Origin of the sequence: Sphingobacterium sp. UBA7855 (assembly GCA_002500745.1) — a bacterium.
GTDB lineage: Bacteria > Bacteroidota > Bacteroidia > Sphingobacteriales > Sphingobacteriaceae > Sphingobacterium.
In genome coordinates this window covers 527,170-552,008 of sequence record DLST01000018.1, presented here as the reverse complement: position 1 = coordinate 552,008, position 24,839 = coordinate 527,170, and the positions used below count along the sequence as shown (strand labels likewise).

Sequence of the window (24,839 nt, the reverse complement as noted above, 5' to 3'; positions counted from 1 at the left end):
TGACACGCTGTGTGCGCTGATAAACGACTAAACTTTATTGCTCTTTACAATCGTGCCCAACCCTTAGGGTATGGTCAGTTATATGTAATTAAACGTGATGGCAAAATATGATTAAGGATAATTTTAGCCATCTTAAGAAATACAAATCATGGAAATAGTTTTCTTCGCAGGAATCGTCTTGTTGTTAGTCATTTTGATTGTCTTGGTGCTAAAAAGGAATAACCAAGCCACTATTGGGCCTGGATACAGTAAAGAAGTGGAAACACTGAAAATTGACCTCGCTAGATCCCAACAGCGGGAGCAAAGCTTGTTGGAAGAGCGTTCGATGCTAAGAAATGAACTGGAAAAGGAACGAGAAAATCTTTTGATTGCCGAACGTTCTTTAGAAAGTACACGTTCATTTTATGAAGCGCAGCTTGATAAATACCAAGAGCAAAAGAATGAAATCGCCGAAATCAAACGACAGTTCAATAATGAATTTCAGGTTATAGCCAATAAAATATTGGAAGAAAAGACACAGAAATTTACAGAAACTAACCATCGTTCACTGGGCTTGATCTTGGATCCATTGAAGGAAAAAATCAAATTGTTTGAAGAGAAAGTCGATAAAAATTACAATCAAGAGGCCGCGGAAAGAAATTCTTTAAAGGGAGTTGTCCTTCAGCTGGTCGAACAGAGTCTTAAAATTAAAGACGAAGCCAATAGCTTAACCAAGGCATTAAAAGGGGATACCAAAAAGCAGGGCAATTGGGGTGAGGTAATTTTAGAGCGGGTTTTGGAGCGTTCGGGACTTATGCGCGATCGCGAATTTAGATTACAGGTCTCTCTGATGGATGCCGAAGGAAGAAGAATGCAACCCGACGCGATTATCGACCTTCCTGAAGATAAACATCTGATTGTGGATTCAAAAGTTTCGCTGATTGCCTACGAACGTTGGGTCAATGCTGAGACGGACGAGGACCGCGCAATTTTCGCAAAACAACATGTACAGTCTGTGGAAAATCACGTAAAAGAACTTTCCGCAAAAAACTATCACGAGTTATATGGTATAGAATCGCCGGAATTTGTCCTGCTGTTTATGCCGATTGAATCTGCATTGAGTATGTCCGTCGCTGAAAAACCGGATCTATTCAGCGATGCTTGGGATCGTAAGGTTGTCATCGTTAGCCCTTCGACATTGTTGGCGACATTGCGTACAATCGCCAGTATCTGGAAACAGGAACGTCAGACCAGGAATGTAATTGAAATAGCGAAAGAAGCAGGGAGCCTCTACGATAAATTTGTGAGCTTTCTGAACGATATGGAACAGGTGCAAAATCAGTTGGAGCGCGCATTAAAAAGCCATGAAGATGCAACTAAAAAGCTCTCTACAGGCGCTGGGAACGTGATCGGAAAAGTGGAGAAATTAAAACGTTTAGGAGCCAAAGCAAATAAACAGATCGATTCCAAATTTTTAGATGAGGAAGATTAACAAAAACGGGCTTGCCGAAAGGTAAGCCCGTTTATAATTTTTAACCGTGCAAAGCAAAGCCTGCTCTGCTAACTTATGCTAGAGGTTTTGCTAAAGCTCTTTCATCCGTTTATTGATGGAAACATCCACATAGGTATCCTTTAAACGATCTACAGCTTCTTTTTGAACAGTGACATTGGTGTCTGATTCGTAATCATGAATAGTCCTTTGGTTTTGGACTTCGTTGTCATAAGGATCCTTTCCTGCCAAGAGCTTGACGATTACCGGAAGACATTCGAGGAAGACAAAAAGCAGCGCAATAAAAAACACAGCATTTGCATTAGATTCGTTGACCTTTCCATTGGCATCGTACCTTAGATTGCCCAGCGCAGAATTACGGTCTGCAAAACCAGCGACATTGACAGCGCTGTCCAGCGAAGCGTTCGATAAAACTTTTTGGTCTAATATCCCTTCAAATTTCTGTTTCTGACGTATTGCATTTTGCTGGGTCGTTATCTTGTTCCGTAAAGTGTCCAAATAGCCCTCTTTTTTCTTCAGCTCTTCTTCTTTCATTTTGGCATAAGGGCCATATCCCATGACACCGGATGTTTCAGTTGTTTTGTTCCCGAATATCTCGTAATTCAATTTTGTACGATCATTTTTAATACTGGCTTCCAATGAATCACGTTCGGTCGTGATCGATTTTAAAAGCGAAACCTCATTGGCATATTTCTTATTGAAAGTACTGTTGAGCGTGTCGATTTTAGCGCGTTGATCGGCGAGAAACCGTACTCGGAGGTTTTCCCGGATTTCTTTGTCAAAGATTTTTAACTCTAATGGCCTTGAGATTACCAATCCAATCAAAATAGCCAATAGAATTCGAGGGAGAGCCTGTAACAGTTGCATAACGCCACTTTTCGATTTATTTATACTCAGGACAATATAGCGATCCATATTAAATATCGCTAATCCCCAAATGATACCAAATACAAGGGCTAATAGCCAGTCAAATGCTCCCCCACTAAATACAAAATACATGGCATAGCCACCAGAAAGGCTGGCAAATAATCCCGTGAAAAAAATAGTAGCACCTATGGCTGTGTACTTACTATGTTCTTCTGGATATTTTTCAAGAGTTTCTTGATGCACTCCGGCACATCTCCAAAAGAAACGGTTAATATCGCTCATTAAAATATTTTTACTCAAATTGACATATTATTTTTAACAAGATTGCGAATAAGTTTTTGTTTTACAATAGGATGACGTTTTTCCCTCCTCATTTTACAGTGCGCGTTCGAAGCCATTCATTTGTCTAATTTTATTATCTTTGAAAAATAACAGGAATAATCAGATAATATGAAGAAAAGACAACTTTTGCCCTTCTTTGCGATAGTGGCAACTGCATTTGTTGGTTGTGAGGAAAAAAAAGTGATGACAGATAATCCTCTTTTATTGGCTTATGAGACCCCATTTAATGTCCCTCCTTTTGACAAGATCAAAACAGAGGATTTTAGGCCAGCTTTTGATGAAGCTTTAAAAGTACACAATTTGGAAATTGACACAATAGTCAATAATTCGGATAAAGCAACATTTCAAAATACGATAGTTGCACTTGAAAATGCAGGTAGGTTGTTGAACAATGTATCTACTGTATTTTATAATCTAAATAGCGCCAATACAAATGACAGTATTCAGGCAATAGCAAAAGATCTAGCGCCTATTTTATCCAGTCATTCAGATGAAATCTCGATGAATAGTAAATTATTCGACCGTATTAAAACCGTATGGAGTAGTCGAAATACATTGGGACTTGATGAACAGGATAATAAGCTCCTGGAGGAAACTTATAAGAGCTTTGTACGTTCTGGAGCAAATCTTAAAGATGCCGATAAGGAAAAAATGAAAAAGATTAATGCTGAACTTTCAACATTAACAACCCAATTCGGACAGAATTTGCTTGCTGAAACAAATGCGTATATGCTCGTCGTTGATTCAGCTAGTCAATTGGAAGGATTGCCAGAGTCGTTGAAAACAGCGGCTGCAGAGGAGGCCATAGCAAAAGGTAAGAAGGACAAGTGGGTTTTCACTTTACAGAATCCTTCCATTATGCCTTTCCTACAATATTCAAAAAATCGCGAGTTGAGAAAGCAGCTTTGGGAAGCATATCAGCTTCGCGGAAATCAAGATAATACAAACGATAACAAAGCAATTATTCAAAAAATTGTCAACCTTCGTCTTCAGAAAGCAAAATTGTTAGGCTATTCATCCCATGCAGCCTATGTGCTGGAGGAGTCCATGGCCAAGAATCCAGCCAATGTATACGCGTTGTTAAATAAGTTATGGAGTCCAGCGTTGGCGAAAGCAAAAGGTGAGGAAGCAGATATTGCGAAAGAAATAGCCGCTGAAGGTGGGGATTTTGCAGTTGCACCTTACGATTGGAGATATTATACCGAGATTATTCGCAAAAAGCGTTTTGCCTTGGATGAGGATGAGATTAAACCATATTTAAGTTTGCCTGCCGTCCGTGAAGGCGCATTTGGTGTAGCTAATAAATTGTACGGTTTGACATTCGTAGCTTTAAACAATGTCCCAACGTATCATAAAGATGTGGAAGTATATGAAGTAAAAGATAAAGACGGTTCACATTTAGGTCTTCTATACGCTGATTTCTTTCCGCGCGAGTCTAAACGCGGTGGAGCTTGGATGACCACTTATCGTAGCCAGTCAACAGAAGACGGAAAACGCGTCGCGCCAGTAATTTCTATCGTATGTAACTTTACAAAGCCAGTAGGAAAGAATCCAGCACTTTTAACATTTGATGAGGCTACTACGCTGTTTCACGAATTTGGGCATGCGTTACATGGGCTCCTCTCCAATGTGAGGTACAGATCGATGGCCGGGACTTCCGTACCACGTGATTTTGTTGAACTGCCTTCGCAGGTGATGGAAAATTGGGCAGCTGACCCAGAGGTGTTAAAAACATATGCTAAGCATTATAAAACCAAAGAAGCAATGCCAGATTCATTGATTCAGAAAATGGAAAAGGCCGGTACTTTTGATCAGGGATTTGCAACCGTTGAATATCTTTCTGCCGCGTTGTTAGATATGGATTACCATGCTACGACCAAGCAGATTTCAAAAGACATCAATGGTTTTGAAAAAGCAGCAATGAAAAAAATAGGTATTATTGATGCGATTATCCCACGCTATAGAAGCACGTACTTTCAACACATCTTCGCAGGTGGATATTCAGCCGGTTACTATGCCTATATTTGGTCTGAAGTATTAGACTCGGATGCTTTTGCAGCTTTCAAGGAAAAATCATTGTACGATCAGGTAACAGCAGATTCTTTCCGCAAAAACATTCTTGAAAAAGGCGGTACAGATGACCCTGCCAAAATGTACCGCACGTTTAGGGGGGCGGATCCAGATCCAAAATATCTATTGAAGAAGAGAGGTTTAAACTAATCTTTAATAACTAAAAGGCGATATAGAAATATATCGCCTTTTTTTTGTGGATGCACTTGTTATTATAAAAACTATTCTTACATTTGAATATTATTTATAACAAGTCTAAATAAATAGATATGTGTGATACGAAGATACTAAGCCAAAGAGGGAATACCCATATCAGTGTTTGTCTCAAGTGTCAAACCTATTACATCTGGCAACAAAGTTTTGTACTGACATTTACAAGGAATAAGTTTGTTGATTTTTTGAATATGGCGCGAACTACGGGTGATGAGCTCTTTTTTAGTTCTTTTCCGGACGGCGAATTTCGATTGATCATGAAGACACCCTATCCAGATATTGTATTTTCATTTGACGAGGAACAATGGCAAAATTTTCGAGATGCACTCCAAGAATCTTATTACATGAACGAGTTTTATGGAATGCTGAATAATTAACGTAAAAAGTCCTGTTGCATCGCTTGTGTTTCATCTCTCTTTCCTTATGCGTTGACAACAGGCACAAACAAAACCCTCAGTTATACTTGCATAAGTTGATGCGAATATATCCTGGGGGTTCTTATTTATAACTGTAATTCTTTTTATGTTTCCGAAGTATCAATCTGTAAGCAGATTAATGGTGCCATTCAATATAATGGCATAGCTTTTTAAAACATTTTTATCTAATTTTACATTAAAAAGCAAACGGTTTGATAAAGCAGGAAGTTATTGACAAGGTACTGGAAACAGCACGGATAGAAGAGGTGGTGGGCGACTTCGTTGATTTAAAGAAACGGGGTACGTCTTTGATAGGAAATTGCCCTTTTCATCATGAAAAGACACCGTCCTTTCACGTATCTGTTTCGAAGGGTATCTATAAGTGTTTTGGATGTGGTGTTGGTGGAGATTCCCTTAAATTTGTGATGGAACTGGAAAAGTTTTCTTATCCGGAGGCCATCCGTTATTTAGCCGATAAGTATTCGATTCAAATAGAAGAGGTTGAGCGTTCTCCTGCTCAGCTTGCAGCACAAGATAAAAGGGAAAGTCTATATGTACTGAGTGCGTGGGCCGGTAAGTTTTTTGCCGAGCAGCTCTGGAAAACTGAAATGGGGCAGGTCATTGGACTTAACTATTTTAAGGAGCGGGGCTACACTGAGGATATCATCAAAAAATTTGAATTGGGCTATTCGCCGGAGGAATGGACAGCATTGGTCGAAAAAGCACAAGTAGCCGGTTTTCATCCAGATTATCTAGCAGCAAGTGGCCTGGCCATTGAACGTGACGACAAATCCTTATATGACCGCTTTCGTGGTCGGGTTATGTTTCCTATACATAACTTGACGGGCCGTGTCATTGGCTTCGGAGGGCGGACGCTAAAGACCGATAAAAAGATTGCCAAATATGTAAATTCTCCTGAAAGCGAAATCTACCATAAATCCGATGTGCTGTATGGATTGAATTTTGCCAAAAAGGCAATTATGGAGGAGGACAACTGCTATTTGGTAGAGGGCTATGCCGACGTTCTTTCTGTGCATCAAGCTGGAGTAGAAAACGTTGTTTCCTCCTCTGGAACGTCATTGACAACCGGTCAGATCAAACTTATTTCGAGATTTACAAAGAATGTGACCATTCTTTATGACGGAGATGAAGCGGGTATTAAAGCTTCTCTACGCGGTACAGATATGCTGCTCGAGGAAGGCTTAAACGTCAAAGTATTGCTTTTTCCTGATGGAAATGACCCCGATTCTTACGTGCAGAAGTTTGGTGCCGCTGCTTTTAAGGATTATGTCAAATCCAATCAGCAGGACTTCATTTTTTATAAAACGAATATACTGCTTCGCGATGCCAGCAACGATCCAATAAAAAGAGCAGAGGTTATTCGTGATGTGGTCGAAAGTATTGCATTGATTCCTGATGAGATCAAGGTCTCTGTTTTTATACGCGAGTGTAGCAGCTTATTGGATATCGAAGAGCGCATTTTATTGGCCGAGCTCAATAAGATAAGACTCAATAGAGCAAAGAAAGCAGATAAGGATGCCGCTCGCAAAACCCAGGCACCGCCACCAAATGCAGGTATGCCGCCCATGGGGATGGATGGCCCACCGCCTGATTTCTTCATGACCGACGACGAGCGGGGTGGAGTTGCCCCTATGGAGTCCATTGAGCAGCCGGTACAGCTGACGTCGGAAATTCTCCAGGAACGCGAAATTGTACGTATTTTAATCAACTATGGCGACTATCTAGCTACTTGGGAAGGCGATGGAGATATTCCTATAGCAGGCGTATTATTGGGAAATATAAGCGACATTGAGTTTAAAGACAAAGCAGCAGCCTATATTTTGAAAGTGTATCGAGAGGCTGCAGCAAAGTACGAGATTCCTGATGCTAAGCAGTTTTATTCCAACCCGGATCCGTCAATCTCGGATTTGGCAATCAATAGTGTTGCCAGTAAATATTCGCTTAGTGAAAATTGGAATGACGATAAACGTAAAATTTATGTAACGCAAGAATATGAGCATTTAAAACCGCTTGTTGTTACCGCGATCTATCGAATTAAAAAACGTAAAATTGAAACCGAAATGCATCATATTCGTGAAGAGATGAAACACGAAAAAGATGAAGCAAATTTGGAAGTCCTTATTTTTAAATATCAGAAGCTAAAAGAAGCCGAAAGGCTGTTGGGCGGGTTTCTGGGAAATACCATTGTAAAGTGATCAACTGTTATGGCCAAGCATCTTGAAACGGGCAACTGGGGTGAACAGATGGCGATGGAATACCTCATAGAGAAAGGCTATAAAATAGTGTTAAGAAATTGGCGATTTAAGAATTTAGAAGTAGATTTGATCGTGATGGACAAGGATACACTAGTATTTGTTGAAGTTAAAACACGGTCGGGAACTGATTTCGGCGAACCTTACGAATTTGTAGATATAAAAAAGCAACGTCGACTGATTCGTGCTGCACAGGCTTATATCCTTAAAACCCATTACACCGGTGAGCTTCGATTTGATGTAGTCGCCATAACGAGAACCCACAAAGTTGCACTCCATTATATCAAAGATGCGTTTTGGGATAGTTGATAATACGTACTTATAAATAATTATACATAGATGAGAAAAATCACTTATTTTATGGCAATTGCAGCACTTGCTTTTGCTTCTTGTAAGTCAAAAAAATCCAGTTTGGAATTTGCATCTCCTGGAGCAAATCAAGCTGTTTTAAAAGGTGCTCAAGTGCAATTGAAACTAAAATTTGAATCAGTGACAATGGACTCTGTAGCTTATTTTGTAGACGATAAACACGTGGGCTCATCAACCGACACCACAGCGATTACAGTAGATACAAAAGACATGGCTTATGGTACACGGAATATTTCCGCTTTGGTGTATAACGCCGGAAAGCCTGATTCCGTTTCCAGTACCTTTTACGTTGTGCCCGCAAGTGCAAAAAACTATGGATTTGAGATAGTGAACAAATACCCGCACGATACTACAGCATTTACACAAGGTCTGCAGTTTGCAGATGGTATTCTCTATGAATCGAATGGGCGCTATGGCGAGTCTAACCTGAGAAAAGTTGATCTAAAAACAGGTAAAGTACTGAAAGAGATTAAATTTGATGAAAAGACATTTGCCGAAGGAATGGCATTGGTTGGTAATAAGTTATTTATGTTGACTTGGCAACAAGGAGAAGGGTATGTCTTTGATAAAAACTCTTTTGTAAAAGAAAGCTCCTTTAAATATGAAGATAGTAAAGAAGGTTGGGGTCTAACCTACGATGGACAGCACTTGATTAAATCTGATGGCTCCAATAAGCTATACTTTTTAGATGCAACAACCGGTAAGGAGTTGAATGCTATCGGAGTTTACGACGAAGCTGGCCCAGTGGATGAACTTAACGAACTAGAGTATATAGACGGAAAAGTCTACGCAAATGTCTATCAGAAAGATGTTATTGTTATCATCAACCCACAAACCGGAGCCGTAGAGGGGCGGATTAATTTGGTGGGTATTTATGAGCATACGTCGGCTTACGATAATGAATTGAATGGCATCGCTTATGATGAGGCCGGCAAACGCCTGTTTGTTACAGGTAAGCTATGGAATACGTTGTACGAAATCAAAACCGTTGAAAAATAGCCTTCCAACAATATAATTTCCTCATAAAACATTATGTGATGCAATCAAGTTATAATAACGGAATGGAGGTGTAGTTTTAAAAAAAGTAAAAGGGGTTATCCAAATGGGATTGGATAACCCCTTTTACTTGGAGAAGTTTCGCATTCATCATGATATTGGTATTCCCTTAAAAAGTCGCCTATATACCACTTGATAGGTAAAGCTAATGTAAAAACGCACCGACATTAAAAAAGGAATGCAGATAGACTACATTCCTTTTTTCTCTTGATTTGTAATTATTTACTAGTACACAGGTGTAAACATCCATGTATCATCAAGTGGATTTGTACCATTTAATCCGGTAGAGATAAATCCATTTGAGCCAATAGCAAAGCTGATTGCGTTATACCTTGCGGAGCCAGCTAAAGCAGTATTTTCTGTCGTCCAATAGTCTCCACTTGCTACATATTTATATGTTGTGTTTTGAGCAACAGAGTTCCTCAATCCACCTACTAAAAATCCATTGTCACCAATCGCAAATGTAGCAGCATTAGAGCGCGTCAAATCGTATGAATAAGTTCCGTCCGAACGTTTAAGTGAATTTCTAGTAATCCATCCGCTTTTGCCGTCGAATTGGCGAAGAGCTTCTCCATAACCATAAGAAGAAACACCACCACCTACGTAAGCTACATTATTGATTACAAAAGCAAATGCACCAGTTACTTTATTAGGAAAAGTGACAGCATCAATTTCTGTCCATACGTTGGTTGCTGGATTATACTCAAAAAATCTATTTTCATTTTTTGAACCACCTTGCGTACCATTTGTGGCACCAGTACCTACATATCCTTTTCCACCTACCGAAAAAGCAACTGCACCATTTAATGCGATTGGTAAATCAGCTATTTTCTTCCATGTTTCCGTTGCGGAGTCAAATGAATAAAAATCACTTAAAGCGTTTGTACCATCATCAGTTCCGCTACCGACATAGCCAATTTTTCCTATAGAGAACCCTACTGCGCCACTTCTTGCGATACCTGGGAAATTAGACGAAGTTGGAAGAGATATCCATGATTTTTTATCTGCGTCAAATTTTTGCACATCAACTGCTCTAACCTTATTGTTGATTAATCCAGTCGTTGCATATACCTTATTATCGATCACGAAACTCGCAGCACCAGATCTAGGATCACCACTAAATGCAGCTTGAGCAGACCACTCTGTAGTTTTGTCGGTTTCATCGTTTTTATCTTTTTTACAAGAAGAAAAAGATGAAACGGTCAATACAAGAGCTGATAGAATGAGTAGCCAATTTTTCTTGTTCATAAATTATTGAAATTTAGTATAAAGGATGTTTAATTTAATTTTTGGTTCATTACCCTGTTTGGACAAGATCAGTCTGTCGCCTGTCGCAAAAAGATTCTGCAACGGTAGAGATACGTATAACGACGTATTTTTATAAGTTGTCTTAAATTTGGTTAAATATTCAATCAAATTAAAAGTATATTTACCATAATTTGTATTGTCGGAGACAGCAACTGCTTGTTGAACTTCATTAGGATTACCGAAAGGTGGATGCAGTAGACCAATTGGGTTACCTAAACTATTTGCAATCATGAGTACCAAACTTCTTGGTTGCGCAAAATTCGTTTGAGCGCTATTTTCTGCCTCAATGACTAATTCAGCTTTATTGATTGCAATCGTCGGATCATTCGCTAACTGTAGTAACGTAGGAAATTCTATTTTTGCTACAACCCCTGTAGATCCTTCTATAAAGGTATGTCCATCTGTTTGGCCGCTAGCTACCTCAGGGTTTGATAATGTCAATGAAGCAAACTTGGTTGCTGAACGATCCGCTTCAACATGATTATACTGAAACCCTCTATTATCAATATTAAAATATTGTTTCCCTGAAGTCTTTGCGCCCTGAGCATTCATGAAGGAGTAATGTACCTGTAGATAAATTGTATCTTTAAGTCCGATCATTGTTGTGTTCCCTGCATCAGGAACAAGCGCTAAACCTTTAAAATATTCTTGAAAACTTGAACTATTCGAAATTCTATTATCTTTATTTTTGATCAGTGAGAACAATTCATTGCTGATCACATCATTGAATCTAAAATGAAGTGAATCAATAGATTTAACACGCGGTCTAAAAGAAATCTCGGCTAGCTTATTAGTCTCATAAGCAAATTTTTTAGTGCTTGCAATACTTAGTGAAGGAAGATAATAAGGACGCTCATAAATAGGTTTAGTAGGGTCGAGTTGAGTTTGCACGATATCTTCGGAAACACGGTGAACCGAAATTTTTTGCATTTGAGTCGTATCGCCATAATAATATTTGTTGAGCGGCATCACTAATGAAACAGAATCCAGTACCGCATCATCAGGTAAGATAGCACTGTTAATAGTACCTATTCCCAAACGCATATAAGAAGTCGATTTCACATTTCCTGTGATATCATTTTTATTCTTCCCGACTAAAATCATCCCGGTAGCAGACGATGGTACCATATTCAATTGATAAGTAGAAACTTTGACGGAAACGCTATCAATGGGTACTAAGCCGATTGTTTCATTTCTCGAACTATCCAAGGAGAGCGAAACGTCTTTATTACAAGCAACAAAAGCGGCCAATGTAAAAAGTGGAAGTAAAAATTGAATACTACGTCTCTTAAAGTCTTTAATCATATTAATTTTTGAATAGTGCAAAAGTAATCAATGACAACTGTTAATCAGTGTTATATTTTGTTAAATATGGTTAATTACCACAGCGATTGCAAATCTAGTAATTTAAATTTGTTTTAGTTATGGGTAGAAGATTTAAATTACTGATCAGTTTGATCGTTTTAATCGGGTCAGGAATTACTGTAGTTTTGGGGATTTGGCTCTATGGAAGTTATACCAATCGTCGGGATCTATTCCTATCCACTGCTGAGCGTTCACTCTTCAACGCTGTTCAGGAGGCGTACCAAGCACGCAATGGAGATCGGCAGTTAGATGGCCCCGAGGCTGATCGGAACCGCTTGCTCCAGGATGTAAAACAAGAGCTTTCGGGATTATTACCCGCTTCAGAGCTTGATAAGGCTTTACAACGAGTAAATACCGAAAGGCCTAAAAACGAGCGTTTTGATCGTGAGAGCCACAATAGGCGAGAAAAAATATTTCCTAAAGATCGCGAAGGACAGGGCGCAATTATTCCGCCCTTTTTGTTCCGTGACTTTGATATGAATACAGCCAATCTCGATTTGATCGAAACAAAATTCAAAGAATCTTTAAACAATAAGAGCATATCAGTGCCATTTGAAATGGCTATTGTTACGATTCCTCATGATCAAATCAAAGACGTGCGCCGCAAGTACCGTGAAGCAAATCTCGCTTGGACGAGACCGATGATGGTCAATCCGCTTAAAAATGAATTTCTTGTTATCAAATTTCAGGAGGATTGGAAGTATCTGTTGTATAGCTTGAGCTGGCAGCTACTCATCTCGTTGCTATTGATAGGGCTGCTGCTGGGCACATTCTTCTATTTAATGAAAACCATTCTTACCCAAAATAAGATGGCCGAACTCCGTAAGAATTTTGTCGATAACATGACACATGAGCTTAAAACACCAGTATCTACCGTTATGGCAGCCATAGAAGCTATACAAATGTATGGTGTAAAGGATGACAAGGAAAAGATGAACCGGTATCTGAATATCTCCAAAAGAGAGCTTGAACATCTGTCCAATATGATCGAAAAGGTGCTTCAGATGGATATTGATGCCAACAGAGGGATTGTTCTACAGCGTTCGGATTTCGATCTTGTCGCTATGGTGAAAGGAGCTATTGAAGTTGCCCAGCTGAATAAAGCTAAAAATGTTGATTTTAACCTTATTGTGATACCGGATAAGATCATGATCAATGGCGATGAAGCCCATTTAAAAAATGTGGTTAATAATTTGCTTGAAAATGCGATAAAATATGCTGGACAAGAAGTTTATATTGAGATGGAAGTGAAGGAAATGAAGGAAAATATCCATATTCGTATTACCGATAATGGCAAAGGGATTTCTTCCGAATACCATAATCAGATTTTTGATATGTTTTTTCGGGTCCCGTCCGGTAATCTACACGATGTAAAGGGATTTGGTTTGGGACTTGCCTATGTCAAGCAGGTGGTCAAAAGACACGATGGGAAAATTACTGTCGACAGTGAGCTTAGCAAAGGAAGTACCTTTCGTATTCTTTTACCTCATTAATACGTAGTGATATATAGGTCTGAAAGCAAATGCCATTATTTAATTGGCTGTTTTCAGGTCGATCGCACTAAATGAGTTTTTGAAAGAGAACCAAAATTTATTTTGATTGAATCATTTACGCTATGATTGAAATTTTATATGTAGAGGATGAGCCGAGCCTCGGAATGATCGTTGCCGATAGCCTAGAAGCCAATGGTTTCCATGTCACCCATTGTTGTAATGGGCACGAGGCCTTGGAAGCGTTTATAGAAGTAAGACCAGATATTTTGGTTGTAGATGTCATGATGCCCGTCATGGATGGCTTTACACTGGCGACAAAGATAAGAGAATCTGATACCCAGGTGCCCATTATATTCCTGACGGCCAAAGTACAGACAGAGGATGTGGTAAGGGGATTTCGTTTGGGAGGAGATGATTATGTCAAAAAGCCATTTAAAATCGAAGAACTTGTCGTACGCATAGAATCCCTATTAAAAAATAGCCCAAAGATGCTATTCGGTCAGAAACTTATGATCGGAGACTATAGCCTAGATAGCCTAAAGCATCAGTTAACTTATCAGGGTGAGGTACTCAAGCTATCTTTCCGCGAAAGTGAACTGCTGCGAAAGCTATACGAGCATAAAGATAAAGTCATTCCACGGGAGGATATTATGCGGGCTTATTGGAGCCATGATAAGTATTTTACGGGGCGGAGTTTAGACGTGTTTATCAGTCGCATACGCAAATACCTCAGTCAGGATGAACGGATCAAGATTACCAATGTCAGAGGAGTGGGGTATATGCTTACCGTCGATTGACTGATGTGTTCCACGTGGATTGATCTAATAGGCATTTACGCTAACGACGAGTTTTCATCTCTCCTTTTCCGCCAAGTCCCCGAATATGGTAGGTAAAACTTAATACCGCGTAGCGCGTTATGGCATTGGACTCCGAAACGCGTATCCAAAGATCGTTGACCTGCTGATTGATATTTTTATTGTCATTAAATAGATCAAATACCGTAAGATTGATTTCAGCGTTCCTGCGCTTAAATAGTTTTTTGCCCACAGAAACGTTCCATAGCAAACTTTTTGTACTCGGTGAATTCAGGATACTACCATTGTAGAGGTAGTTGAACGTTGAATTGAGCGTCCAGGTTTTTAACAGGGTTAAAGCGATAGAATTACCGATGGTATGCTTATAGACTGAATAATTGGACTTCTCGGTCGCTGAGTTCTTGGAAAATGCTATATTTCCATTGTAATCCAATCCAATGATAACGTCTTTACTGAATGCTGTATTGACGCCAACGCGTTGACCCATTCCATATGTTTGCGCGTTGACCTTTTCGAGATTTAACAAAGTGTAATTCTGGTTGAAATACATATTGTTGTTCAGGTTTAAGTTGAGCTTCAACGGTTCAAAGCGATACCCAAGACTGTTCTGCCATTTCAGGTTATAAACTCCATCGAAGTTTTCTGGCCTGATATACTGTCCTCCTGGTCCCAATACGACGTCCTCCGCAATTGTGAATGCCGAATCTGTGGTGAAAATGGTGTTGGAGATTTTATGTTGAATAAAATCTGCTGTAAAATCAGAGGTGAAGCTTTTCCCCGTGCCCTTATTGATTGATCTGAATTGCAAAACAAGGTTATGGTCATACTCCTGTTTGAGATTTGGGTTTCCGGAGCTGATACGAAGTGGGTTTTGATTGTCTATAAAATCCTGCAATTGCTCGATTGAAGGTGTGTTTGTCTTTGTATTATACCGAAACTCAACCCGTGTGTCCTTATTGAAATTATACTGGAAGTTCAGATTAGGCAGCAGACTGGTAAAGTGACTTTTTGTTGTCAGCGTATTGGGGAATAATTTGTCATTGACTTGCGCTGCAGTCTGATAATCTAAGCCAATCTGAAACCTTATGCTGTCTTTTTTGCTAAATAAGTAGGAGACACCACCGCTATGGTAGACAAAATCATTTCGAAATTCATTGGAAAGACGGTTTTTTAATTCCCCGAGCTGACCTGTTTCAGCTAGGAATTCATAGGTCTTCCGGTCCGAATAACGTGCAGTATTCCGAAAAGTATAATTCCCCTGCACTCGGGAATATTTACCTAAGATTTCTGTATAGGCAATTTTGGAACGAAAACCATTATTGTCACCAAGGGAATAATTTCTATTGTTGACCGTATCGACCCGGCTGAATAGCCCATCTTTATAATACGAGTTTAGCGCGAAATTTTCAGCATGGCTTTTATTGCTGCTAAACGAGCCATTGATATTAAAACTGATCGTGCGACCGGGTTTGTTAAGTCTTCGCATATACGTGAGGTCTCCGCCCCAGTTGAAATTTTCTACAAAACTCTTATTCCTGCGGTCAGAACTATTTAGCATCTCGGCAAGATTTAATAAGGTATTGCCCGTGGAGCTACTGTTCCTGTCATTATTCTGATAGGAGAAATTAGGTTGAAAGTCCAGCTTTTGAATAGAATCTATCTTCCAGTTCGCGCGGACCGACAGCGCATGGCTGTTGCTGTAAGTATTGTTAAATTGATTCTGGTTGTTGATTTGGTTGGCCCGGTTGCCTGCAGTATATTCTGTTTTGCTTTGGCTGAGTACATTGTTGTCGGTATAGTTGTAGGTGTAATTTGCATTGAAGTCCATCCGGTCATCAAAAAAACGGTCCAAATAATTAAACCCCGCATTGAAACGTGTGGTCACTCCCTGTCCGGTGCGGCCCCTTGTGTTTCCGCGAGGGGCAAAACCATTGGGCTGATTGACATTGTTGGTATTAATGTCAATTGAATATTGCCGTTTAGGATTCATTTTGGTTACCTGTGTATTGATGACATATTTTCGGTCAGGACCTGCCCCCCCAGAGAGCTTACCGAAATAGGATTTTCTTTTATCGGGTTTGGTGACAATATTGATCACTTTCATCCGTTTTCCATCATCAAAACCACTAAATTTCGCTTGTTCTGTTTTATCATCGATAATTTGGATCTTAGCAATAACATCGGCAGGAAGATTTTTCAACGCCACTTTAGGATCTGTGCTGAAAAACTCCCGACCATCAATAATAATCTTATTGACGGACTCACCCTGAGCTTTAACATTGCCATCGTCATCAATTTCAACCCCAGGAATCTGTTTGATCAATTCGTCGGCATCTGCAAAATCTTGTGTAACATATTTCTTCGTATCAAATTCGAGCGTATCTCCTTTAACCTGTATACTGCTCGCGGCGATACTGATTTCATCCAATACAATTTCAGTGCTACTGAGTTTAAACGTAAGGTCAACGGTTTTACCAAGCAGCTTAACGCGCCGAAGGTCTGTCGTATAGCCCATCGCTTGTGCTGTAACCAAATAGTCGCCGTCGGAAAGTTTGCTGCTGCTAAACTTCCCTAAAATATCTGTAGGAACCTGAAATTTAATTGAATCTTTCACCGCGATGAACGTGATACTTGCAGCTTGGATAGGGCGTGATGTTCTATCATCCAGCAGCGTGCCCATAATATAGTGCTGGGCTAAGACATTTTTTCCCAATAACAACATACTGATCGCTAGGAGCGAGATAGTCCACAAGTTGATCTTCATTGATTGAGCAGCGAATGTGTTTTAATATTCGGTTAATGGTTACATAAATTGATTTGCCAAAAATAGGGTACTATTTGTTACGAATTATTATCATTTTGGTTACAATACCCCCAAGGGAATGGAAAGATTAGATATATTTGCAGTGGAATTAAAAGTCAGGTAAACAAAACCGTATAGCAGATGTAGTGTTATATGGTTTTGATAAAAGGAATAAAAGATGAAAGAAAGTGTTTTGAGTAGAAAAGAGCGTATTATGAAAGAAGCATTGCTGCTTTTCTCAGATCAAGGCTATACGAATACCTCTACCAAAACGATTGCCCAAAATGCTGGAGTTTCTGAAGCCTTGATCTTTAAACATTTTGGAAACAAAGATGCGTTGCTGGTTTATTTGATTAAATCAGGATATCGCAAAGTGCTTACCCACCACCGCGGCATGATGACCTATCGTGAACCAAAAGAATTTCTGCGCACAATGATCAATCTTCCAGGTAAGCTGGTGAGTGCAGAACCCATATTTTGGCGATTGCAGGAGCGTTTGTCTCATCATCCATTTTCAAAACAGCAGCATGAACAGTTTATGAAACCGGTCCAGCCCATTATTCATCGTGCTTTTAAAGAATTAGGTTATGAAAGTCCTGAGTTTGAAACTGAGTTCTTATTGCTGATCATAGATACCTTATGGAAAAAAGAAGCTATCGGAGAATTGGAGAATACCATGGAACTGACCCTGTTTTTAGAGAAAAAGTATAATCTGATTTAGCATATAAAATTCAATGATTGGCTTTTGCCAAAAAACTGTTTTGTTGATCGTGGGATTCAATTGTCGCCTCGCATTTTATTTCCTTAATTCGTCGCGTCAGTACCTTTGCTTCCCCTCCAAATCTTGTGGAAACTCTTTTACAGCTAATGATCTTATGAAAATGCCGTTTTATGCGTTTTTATATAAAAATGTTGCAGAAACAATTTCTTATTCTCCAAAATAATAGCGTTCTTAGTATTTTTAAATACATTATACAAACTAATTTATGTTCAAAAAATTCGGTCTGGCAATATTGGCATTAGTCGGCACAATTCCTTTTTTGAAAGCTCAGGATAAAAAAGATTTTGTGCCCTATATTAACTCTCAGCATGAATGGGTAGATTCGGTATTCAATACTTTGACACCAAAAGAAAAAGTTGCTCAGTTATTTTTAGTTCGTGCACACACCAACCTGGGCCAAAAGTATATTGACTCCGTCGCACAGGTGATACAAGATGAGCATTTAGGTGGGCTGGTCGTATTCCAGGGCGGTCCAGTACGACATGTAGACATGTTTAATCGGTATCAGTCACTAGCTAAGGTTCCTTTGATGATGACATTTGATGGCGAATGGGGTTTGGGTATGCGCATGCCGGATTCTACCTTGTCTTTCCCTTATCAAATGACATTAGGCGCCGTGCAGGATAATAAGTTAATCTATCGTATGGGACGTGAGGTTGCCTTAGATTTCCATCGCATAGGGATGCATTTTAATTTTGCGCCCGACGTAGATATCAACAATAACCCCAAAAACCCAGTAATAGGTATCCGTTCTTTTGGTGATAATAAATATAATGTGACGCAAAAGGCAAAGGCTTATATGGAGGGTATGGTGGATGGCGGAATATTGGCTTCCATCAAACATTTCCCTGGCCATGGTGATACCGACGTGGATTCACATTACGATCTGCCGCAGCTTCCTTTTGATAAAAAGCGATTGGATAGCCTTGAAATGTATCCTTTCAAAGAGTTGATCAAGGCTGGTGCTCCCGCTGTTATGGTGGCTCACATGAATATTCCGAGTTTGGACGACACTCCTAATATGCCATCCTCTATTTCCAAGAAAGTTGTTACCGATCTTTTACGCAATGAACTTGGCTTCAAAGGGCTAACGGTTACAGATGCAATGGACATGAAAGGTGTGAAAAAATTTTTTCCAAACGGTGAAGCTGATGTACAGGCCATTATTGCAGGCCATGATTTACTTGAAGTGTCGGAAAATAGCAAACGCGCAATCGATTTAATAATAAAAGCGATTGAAGCGGGACGTATTTCCCAGGCCGATATTGATGCGCGCGTCAAAAGAGTGCTCGCCGCTAAATTATGGCTTGGTTTAGATAAATACCAGGCAACTGCTTTACAGAATCTATATAGTGATCTACACCGTGCCTCGGCAGTTCAGCTTATTGATGAACTTTCAGATGCAGCAATAACCGCATTGAATTCGACAGAAAAATTAAAGTCATTCAAGAAAGATTTACCCACCGCTATTATCAATATCGGAATCACCGCCAACCAAACTTTTCAAAATGAATTAGGAGCAGCGCTGACCAATGAAACACAATATTTCATCACCGATAGCATGAGTAAAGATGAGATTAAGCGTTTGACAAAAGAAATTAAAAAGCATAAGCAGTTTATTATCGCTGTACACGATACAAGACTTCGTCCGCGCCCAACGATGGTGTTGAATAAAGATGTGCAAGGGTTGATGAAGAAATTTGCAAAAAAATCAATCTTGACCTTATTCACTAACGCTTATGCATTAGATGGTTTTGAAGCTTCAAAAAAGGCGAAGACCATTTTGCTTGCCTATCAGAATGATGCATTCATGCAGAAAGCAGCAGTAAAAACGATTTTAGGGCAAAATATCCCGAAAGGCAAGCTCCCTGTAACAATTAATAAGAAATTTAAATACGGGCAGGGAAAATAAAGTTTATAGCATCACACCCAAAAGCGCCTCTTCCCAAAATGGTCTCCCTGCAAAGCAAAACCATTTAGGAAGAGGTGTTTTTTTAAGGGTTGGTTTAATTCTCTTCGATGGCTGTCCTACTATCAGACGGCTTACTTTCATTTTTCATTCGGTCTATTGCCGTCACGACATATTTATACTGTTGGTGCGGTTTGATGTCGTCATCGGTATACTGAAGCTTATCTCCGTCAAAGGTGATAAAAATAATTTTTCCCGGATCCTGGATACCGACTTTTTCATCGAGGTTGAATCGATAGATTACATAACCATAGGCAGACTCCCCATCGCTTGCCATATCTGGCTTTTGCCAAAATAGGGTGTTCATTCTAGCATTGGGCGATTTTTTCACTAAAAGACCAAAAGGTGCATTCGGTGGAATACTGTCTAGCCAAGGCATCGCAGGCGGTAAAGCAGGGCTTCGGTATAGGTCATTCCGCATAGAGTCCTGCAACCCAGCAAGGTTATCAGTAAGCGATTTGGAACTAAAATAAATACTTCCTTCCACATTGTGTTCCTCCCTTAAGTGGCGTACCTGTCTCGGAATTTGGCTTCGGTCTGTCCACCCGATCTTATTTTCGGTAACACGGTAAGCTCCATGGCCCACATAAAAATGGCGGCCATAGGTGTGTTTCTGCCACCAGTCAACTAAGATCTCATACGCCGCTGCTCGATTTTTGAAAGGAAAATAGATCTGCGGATTAATATAATCGATCCAACCTTCCTGCATCCATTTGACGCCATCAGCATATAACTCCCGATAAGCACTCAGCCCACGGGTCTCCGAGCCAGCACTATTGTTTTCTTTGTTGTCCCATACACCACAAGGACTGATACCGTATTTGACATAGGGCTTTACCTTTTTGATAGCAACACCAAGGTCGCGTACCAACAGGTTGACGTTGTTGCGTCGCCAGTCGTCAATTTTTTCAATCCCATTATTATATTGACCAAAAGTAATCTGATCCGGTACGGGCGTATTTTTGTTATCAGGATAGGGGTAGAAATAGTCATCGAAGTGGATTCCGTCTACATCGTAGTTCTTTACCACATCCATAATCACATCAATAATATATTTACGTACTTCGGGAATCCCGGGATTGAAAAGTTTTTTGCCTGCATAAGTGAAGAACCATTCAGGGTGACGCTTGGTAATATGGTCTTCCGAAAAATGAGCGGGATTTAACGTAGTTGAAGCACGATACGGATTGAACCAGGCATGAAGTTCCATTCCTCTCTTGTGTGCCTCATTGATTGCAAATTCCAAAGGATCATAAAATGGAGAAGGTGCCAATCCCTGTTTTCCGGTTAAGTATCTACTCCAAAGCTCTCTGCCTTTTGCATAGAAGGCGTCTGCCGCAGGACGCACTTGCAGAATAATCGCATTCAGTCCCGCACTACGATGTTGGTCCAATAAATCAATAAATTCCTGTTTTTGCTTTGCAACATTATTGCCAGCCTTCACGGAGGGCCAGTCTATGTTACCTATCGTTGCAACCCACACACCGCGAAACTCCCGCTTAGGGAGCTGCTGAGAATACGATCTAATCGAAAAGAAACAAATAAAAAAAGTAAAAAAAGAATATAAAACTGTTTTTCCCGTCATCCTATAAATTATAGCCAACAAAGATAGGGAAGCATTTCTTACTTTTTCGCTAAAAAATGTAAGATGTTTGTTGGATACTTGCTAAAAGAATGTGAGCTTGGTTTTCAAATTGATAATAATGCAATTGCAGGTAACATTGTACTTTATTTGTACTAATTTAGATGCGGTTTTTAATAAAGCAGTAACTTGATCGGCTGACCGCAATAAAAAAATTATGAGCAAAGAACAGATTTCCGTTTTTGATATGTTTAAGATTGGTATAGGACCCTCTAGTTCACATACCTTAGGACCGTGGCGTGCAGCGCAGCAATTTACCGCAGTACTCAAGTCAAATGGTGTATTAAACGACATCGAACAGGTTAAAATTTTGCTTTATGGTTCTTTAGCTAAGACGGGGGCTGGGCATGGTACTGATATTGCTGTTCTATTAGGATTGAGCGGAGATGATCCCGTCACCTTTGATGTTAATCAAGTTACGCCTAAAGTGGACCATATCAAGGCAAGCGGTGAACTCCAAGTCGCTGGGGAACGAACCATTCCATTTTCCTACCCGGAAGATTTACTTTTTTTATATGCCGAAAGCTTACCTTTTCATCCGAATGCTGTTACTTTTCAGGCTTTTCTATCCAATGGGAAAGCAATTAGTGAAACCTATTATTCTATAGGTGGTGGTTTTGTCGTGCAAGAAAATGATACTGAAGGTGTTTTATCGGAAGTAGACCTTCCATTTCCTGTAGATACTGCGCAGGAACTCCTACATTGGACAATGAAAACTGGATTGAAAATTTCCGAGCTGGTCCTTGAAAATGAATGTGCATGGCGCGAAGAGAGCGAAACGCTAGCGGGGGTATTAACTATTTATCAAACGATACAGGAGTGTATCTACCGTGGCTGCCATACAGGAGGGACATTGCCCGGAGGACTAAATGTCGAAAGAAGAGCGGCTAAGCTAAATAAGAAATTAATGCAGGGGCGTACCTATCAGGATTATACGTCTTGGGTAGGCGCAATTCGTGAAGGAGGACAAAACTTTCAATATATTCTGGATTGGGTAAGTTGTTTTGCGCTTGCCGTCAATGAAGAAAACGCATCTTTCGGACGTGTGGTAACAGCCCCTACTAACGGCGCATCAGGTGTTATCCCGGCCGTATTGCAGTATTATATCACATTCCACGACGGAATGCGTGAAAATAAAATTATACAGTTTATTCTTACAGCATCTGAAATTGGTTCAATTTTTAAAAAAAATGCAACCATTTCTGCTGCAATGGGAGGCTGTCAGGCAGAGATCGGCGTTTCCTCGGCCATGGCTGCCGGAGCGTTGACCGAAGTGCTGGGTGGATCGCAGCGACAGGTGCTGATGGCTGCCGAGATTGCTATGGAGCATCATCTCGGATTGACATGCGATCCAATCGGTGGGTTGGTTCAGATCCCATGTATTGAACGCAATACAATGGGTGCTATTAAAGCGATCACTGCTGCACAATTGGCTTTACAATCGAACCCGGATAAAGCAAAGGTTAGTTTGGATACTGTGGTTAAGACGATGTGGGAGACGGCTCTTGATATGAACGCTAAATATAAAGAAACAGCCGATGGCGGACTTGCTGTCAATATTCCTTTGAGTTTGCCCGAATGTTAATGATTGGCTGAGTCTTTTTGTTTTTTGTATCTTTGAGGCGATAATATATATTCTTAAAAATAAAGTCTACGAATGAAATATTGCGCAATCGCCTCTGGAAGTAATGGAAACTGTTATTATGTCGCTAAAGACGATTCTGCCATTTTGATAGATGCTGGTATCAACAGTAAACATATTCACCTTCGGATGTATAATCTGGGTATTTTACCCACGCAGATCAAAGCAATTTTCATTACACACGAGCATTCTGATCATATAAGGGGGCTATCCGTATTCGCTAAAAAGTATAATCTACCGGTTTATATCACTAAAGGTAGTTATGAGGGTACCAGGCTGCAACTTCCATCTCATTTGGTAAATCTCATAAGTCACGATGAAGTTGTCGAAATAGGAGGGCTCAAAGTGTATGGTATTCCCAAATATCACGATGCCAAAGAACCGTGCAGCTTTCTTGTTTCGGATGGAACATACAATATTGGGATATTGACCGATATAGGACGCCCCTGTGAAAATGTACAACATGTTATCCAGCATTCTGATGTATTGCTTCTGGAATCAAATTATGATGAAGATATGTTGCGGATAGGCCGATACTCCTATTTTCTTAAAAATAGGATTAGTAGTGGATGGGGCCATCTTTCAAATCGGGTTGCCGTTGAACTTTTTAATGCCCATAAAACAAAACGTCTTAAACATCTTATTCTTACTCACCTCTCGGGTGAAAACAATACGGTTGATCTTGTACAGCAAACGTTCGAACCGCATTGCGAACATATCAAGCTCCATGTCGCAACGCGGTATCAGGAAACTGAGTTGTTCGACCTAAAACATGTGCTCGAACAACATTTAGCTGCGTTTTCAATGCCTGCGGCTCTTTCTTCTTAAACTTTACCTCCATTCGCCCCGCAGTTTTTCTTAACCCAAGAAGATAAAATACTGTAAAATAAAAATTATACTTGATTTAAAAAGATTTCCTGTTATATTTGCTCTGTTTTTAATCAGTCTAAATTACATCGGTATAATAAAAGACTGCTAACAAATACCATGCAATAGACGGCAATCTATTACATGGTACAAATCTACATACAGCGGCAACTGCATGTAGGTGACTGAAACAGCACGCTGTATCAGTTACTCCCGATATACGATATGGAAGAATTTACAAGATAACGAATTTTATCATTTATTCGTTGTTGGACTCCAACAAAACCTGGAATTCTCCCATAATAAGTTGAAGAAAAACTAAACATCAATCAACATATTATGAAAATTTTAATTTCATTCTTTACCTTTTTAGCGGTACTGCTGTGTAGTAATAATGGTTATGCACACGCACTCTGGATTGAAGCATCTTCTTATGGGATAATCAATCAAGCCCATGAAGTAAAAGTATATTATGGTGAATTTGCAACAAACGAAAGAGATCAGGTCGACAAATGGTATTCCGACGTGAAAGATTTTTCGCTCCAATTGCATGCTCCGGGAAAGGAATCCGTTACGCTTCAGCTGACAAACAAAGGTGATCATTTTAGCGGTTCATTTCAACCTGACGTAACCGGAACCTATTTTCTATCCATTGTCAAGGCACCTAAAGATTTGGGTGGTAAAACGAAATATGAATTTTCTTCGCTTGTACCGGTTATCGTTGGAAAGCCGACAGTACTTGATTATAGCGTCGTAAAAAATCCATTGCAGATTGAGCTGTTAAAAGCGAATAACTTAAGAAAAGGTCAAAGCTTACAAGCAAAGATCACCAGTAATGGCAAAGTTGTGCCTCAAGCCAAAGTATCCGTTTTTTCTGCGACAGGTTGGGGGAAAGAGTTTGTTGCCGATGAGAATGGACTGCTAACATTTGATGCCCTCTGGTCAGGACCTTATGTTTTGGAAGCAAGTACATTTGCTGAGGTGGCGGGTGAACATGCAGGGAAACCCTATGCGTCTGCATGGCAGGGTAGTACGACTTTTATTACTGTAAAATAGCTG

The 24,839-nt window shown here is 39.9% G+C and carries 18 protein-coding genes; 13 read left to right on the top strand and 5 right to left on the bottom strand.

Annotation, left to right across the window (positions count from 1 at the left end):
- The first annotated feature begins 148 nt into the window (after window positions 1-148).
- Entirely contained in the window at window positions 149-1,471 is a 1,323-nt protein-coding gene (gene rmuC, locus B2107_RS18485) for a DNA recombination protein RmuC (protein WP_293957216.1), read from the top strand.
- A gap of 90 nt (window positions 1,472-1,561) precedes the next feature.
- On the opposite strand, the gene B2107_RS18480 is transcribed toward rmuC, so the two are convergent.
- Window positions 1,562-2,638 (bottom strand): DUF4407 domain-containing protein, encoded by a 1,077-nt coding sequence (locus B2107_RS18480; RefSeq protein WP_293957215.1) that lies wholly within the window; start codon window positions 2,636-2,638, stop codon window positions 1,562-1,564.
- A gap of 168 nt (window positions 2,639-2,806) precedes the next feature.
- Between B2107_RS18480 and B2107_RS18475 the strand changes: the two genes are divergently transcribed.
- The 5 genes from B2107_RS18475 (at window position 2,807) to B2107_RS18455 (ending at window position 9,038) form a co-directional block, all read left to right on the top strand.
- On the top strand, window positions 2,807-4,918 hold the full coding sequence (locus B2107_RS18475) for a M3 family metallopeptidase (RefSeq protein ID WP_293957214.1): 2,112 nt from the start codon (window positions 2,807-2,809) through the stop codon (window positions 4,916-4,918).
- A 254-nt stretch (window positions 4,919-5,172) separates the two neighbouring features.
- The gene (locus B2107_RS18470) at window positions 5,173-5,358 is read left to right on the top strand and encodes a hypothetical protein (protein ID WP_293957213.1); all 186 of its coding nucleotides are present in this window, start codon (window positions 5,173-5,175) and stop codon (window positions 5,356-5,358) included.
- 251 nt (window positions 5,359-5,609) lie between these two features.
- A complete protein-coding gene (gene dnaG / locus B2107_RS18465) occupies window positions 5,610-7,613 on the top strand; it encodes a DNA primase (protein ID WP_293957212.1) in 2,004 nt (667 codons plus the stop codon).
- Between the two features lie 9 nt (window positions 7,614-7,622).
- On the top strand, window positions 7,623-7,979 hold the full coding sequence (locus B2107_RS18460; RefSeq protein ID WP_293957211.1) for a YraN family protein: 357 nt from the start codon (window positions 7,623-7,625) through the stop codon (window positions 7,977-7,979).
- Window positions 7,980-8,009: 30 nt separating this feature from the next.
- A complete protein-coding gene (locus B2107_RS18455) occupies window positions 8,010-9,038 on the top strand; it encodes a glutaminyl-peptide cyclotransferase (protein WP_293957210.1) in 1,029 nt (342 codons plus the stop codon).
- Window positions 9,039-9,320: 282 nt separating this feature from the next.
- Here B2107_RS18455 and B2107_RS18450 read toward each other — a convergent pair whose 3' ends face one another.
- Both B2107_RS18450 and B2107_RS18445 read right to left on the bottom strand, forming a co-directional pair.
- The gene (locus tag B2107_RS18450; RefSeq protein ID WP_293957209.1) at window positions 9,321-10,343 is read right to left on the bottom strand and encodes a Kelch repeat-containing protein; all 1,023 of its coding nucleotides are present in this window, start codon (window positions 10,341-10,343) and stop codon (window positions 9,321-9,323) included.
- A gap of 3 nt (window positions 10,344-10,346) precedes the next feature.
- On the bottom strand, window positions 10,347-11,708 hold the full coding sequence (locus tag B2107_RS18445) for a DUF4270 family protein (protein ID WP_293957208.1): 1,362 nt from the start codon (window positions 11,706-11,708) through the stop codon (window positions 10,347-10,349).
- 119 nt (window positions 11,709-11,827) lie between these two features.
- Between B2107_RS18445 and B2107_RS18440 the strand changes: the two genes are divergently transcribed.
- Both B2107_RS18440 and B2107_RS18435 read left to right on the top strand, forming a co-directional pair.
- Window positions 11,828-13,261: a sensor histidine kinase gene (locus B2107_RS18440; protein WP_293957207.1), complete on the top strand. Its 1,434-nt coding sequence runs from the start codon at window positions 11,828-11,830 to the stop codon at window positions 13,259-13,261.
- A 122-nt stretch (window positions 13,262-13,383) separates the two neighbouring features.
- Window positions 13,384-14,058, top strand: coding sequence for a response regulator transcription factor (locus B2107_RS18435; RefSeq protein ID WP_293957206.1), 675 nt, complete (start codon window positions 13,384-13,386; stop codon window positions 14,056-14,058).
- Between the two features lie 40 nt (window positions 14,059-14,098).
- On the opposite strand, the gene B2107_RS18430 is transcribed toward B2107_RS18435, so the two are convergent.
- Window positions 14,099-16,840: a TonB-dependent receptor gene (locus B2107_RS18430; protein ID WP_293957205.1), complete on the bottom strand. Its 2,742-nt coding sequence runs from the start codon at window positions 16,838-16,840 to the stop codon at window positions 14,099-14,101.
- Between the two features lie 217 nt (window positions 16,841-17,057).
- Between B2107_RS18430 and B2107_RS18425 the strand changes: the two genes are divergently transcribed.
- On the top strand, window positions 17,058-17,600 hold the full coding sequence (locus B2107_RS18425) for a TetR/AcrR family transcriptional regulator (protein WP_201669739.1): 543 nt from the start codon (window positions 17,058-17,060) through the stop codon (window positions 17,598-17,600).
- A 265-nt stretch (window positions 17,601-17,865) separates the two neighbouring features.
- Complete coding sequence (locus B2107_RS18420) at window positions 17,866-19,572, top strand: glycoside hydrolase family 3 protein (protein WP_293957204.1); 1,707 nt, start codon at window positions 17,866-17,868, stop codon at window positions 19,570-19,572.
- 94 nt (window positions 19,573-19,666) lie between these two features.
- On the opposite strand, the gene B2107_RS18415 is transcribed toward B2107_RS18420, so the two are convergent.
- Window positions 19,667-21,214 carry a glycoside hydrolase family 10 protein gene (locus tag B2107_RS18415; protein WP_293957203.1) on the bottom strand — a complete coding sequence of 516 codons (1,548 nt, stop codon included), beginning with the start codon at window positions 21,212-21,214 and terminating at the stop codon, window positions 19,667-19,669.
- Window positions 21,215-21,428: 214 nt separating this feature from the next.
- On the opposite strand from B2107_RS18415, the gene B2107_RS18410 reads away from it, so the two are divergent.
- The 3 genes from B2107_RS18410 to B2107_RS18400 all read left to right on the top strand — a co-directional run bounded on the left by B2107_RS18410 (window position 21,429) and on the right by B2107_RS18400 (window position 24,836).
- Window positions 21,429-22,856, top strand: a complete 1,428-nt coding sequence (locus tag B2107_RS18410) for an L-serine ammonia-lyase (RefSeq protein ID WP_293957202.1) — start codon at window positions 21,429-21,431, stop codon at window positions 22,854-22,856.
- Between the two features lie 72 nt (window positions 22,857-22,928).
- The gene (locus B2107_RS18405) at window positions 22,929-23,741 is read left to right on the top strand and encodes an MBL fold metallo-hydrolase (RefSeq protein ID WP_293957201.1); all 813 of its coding nucleotides are present in this window, start codon (window positions 22,929-22,931) and stop codon (window positions 23,739-23,741) included.
- Window positions 23,742-24,119: 378 nt separating this feature from the next.
- Window positions 24,120-24,836, top strand: a complete 717-nt coding sequence (locus B2107_RS18400) for a DUF4198 domain-containing protein (RefSeq protein WP_293957200.1) — start codon at window positions 24,120-24,122, stop codon at window positions 24,834-24,836.
- Window positions 24,837-24,839 lie beyond the last annotated feature (3 nt).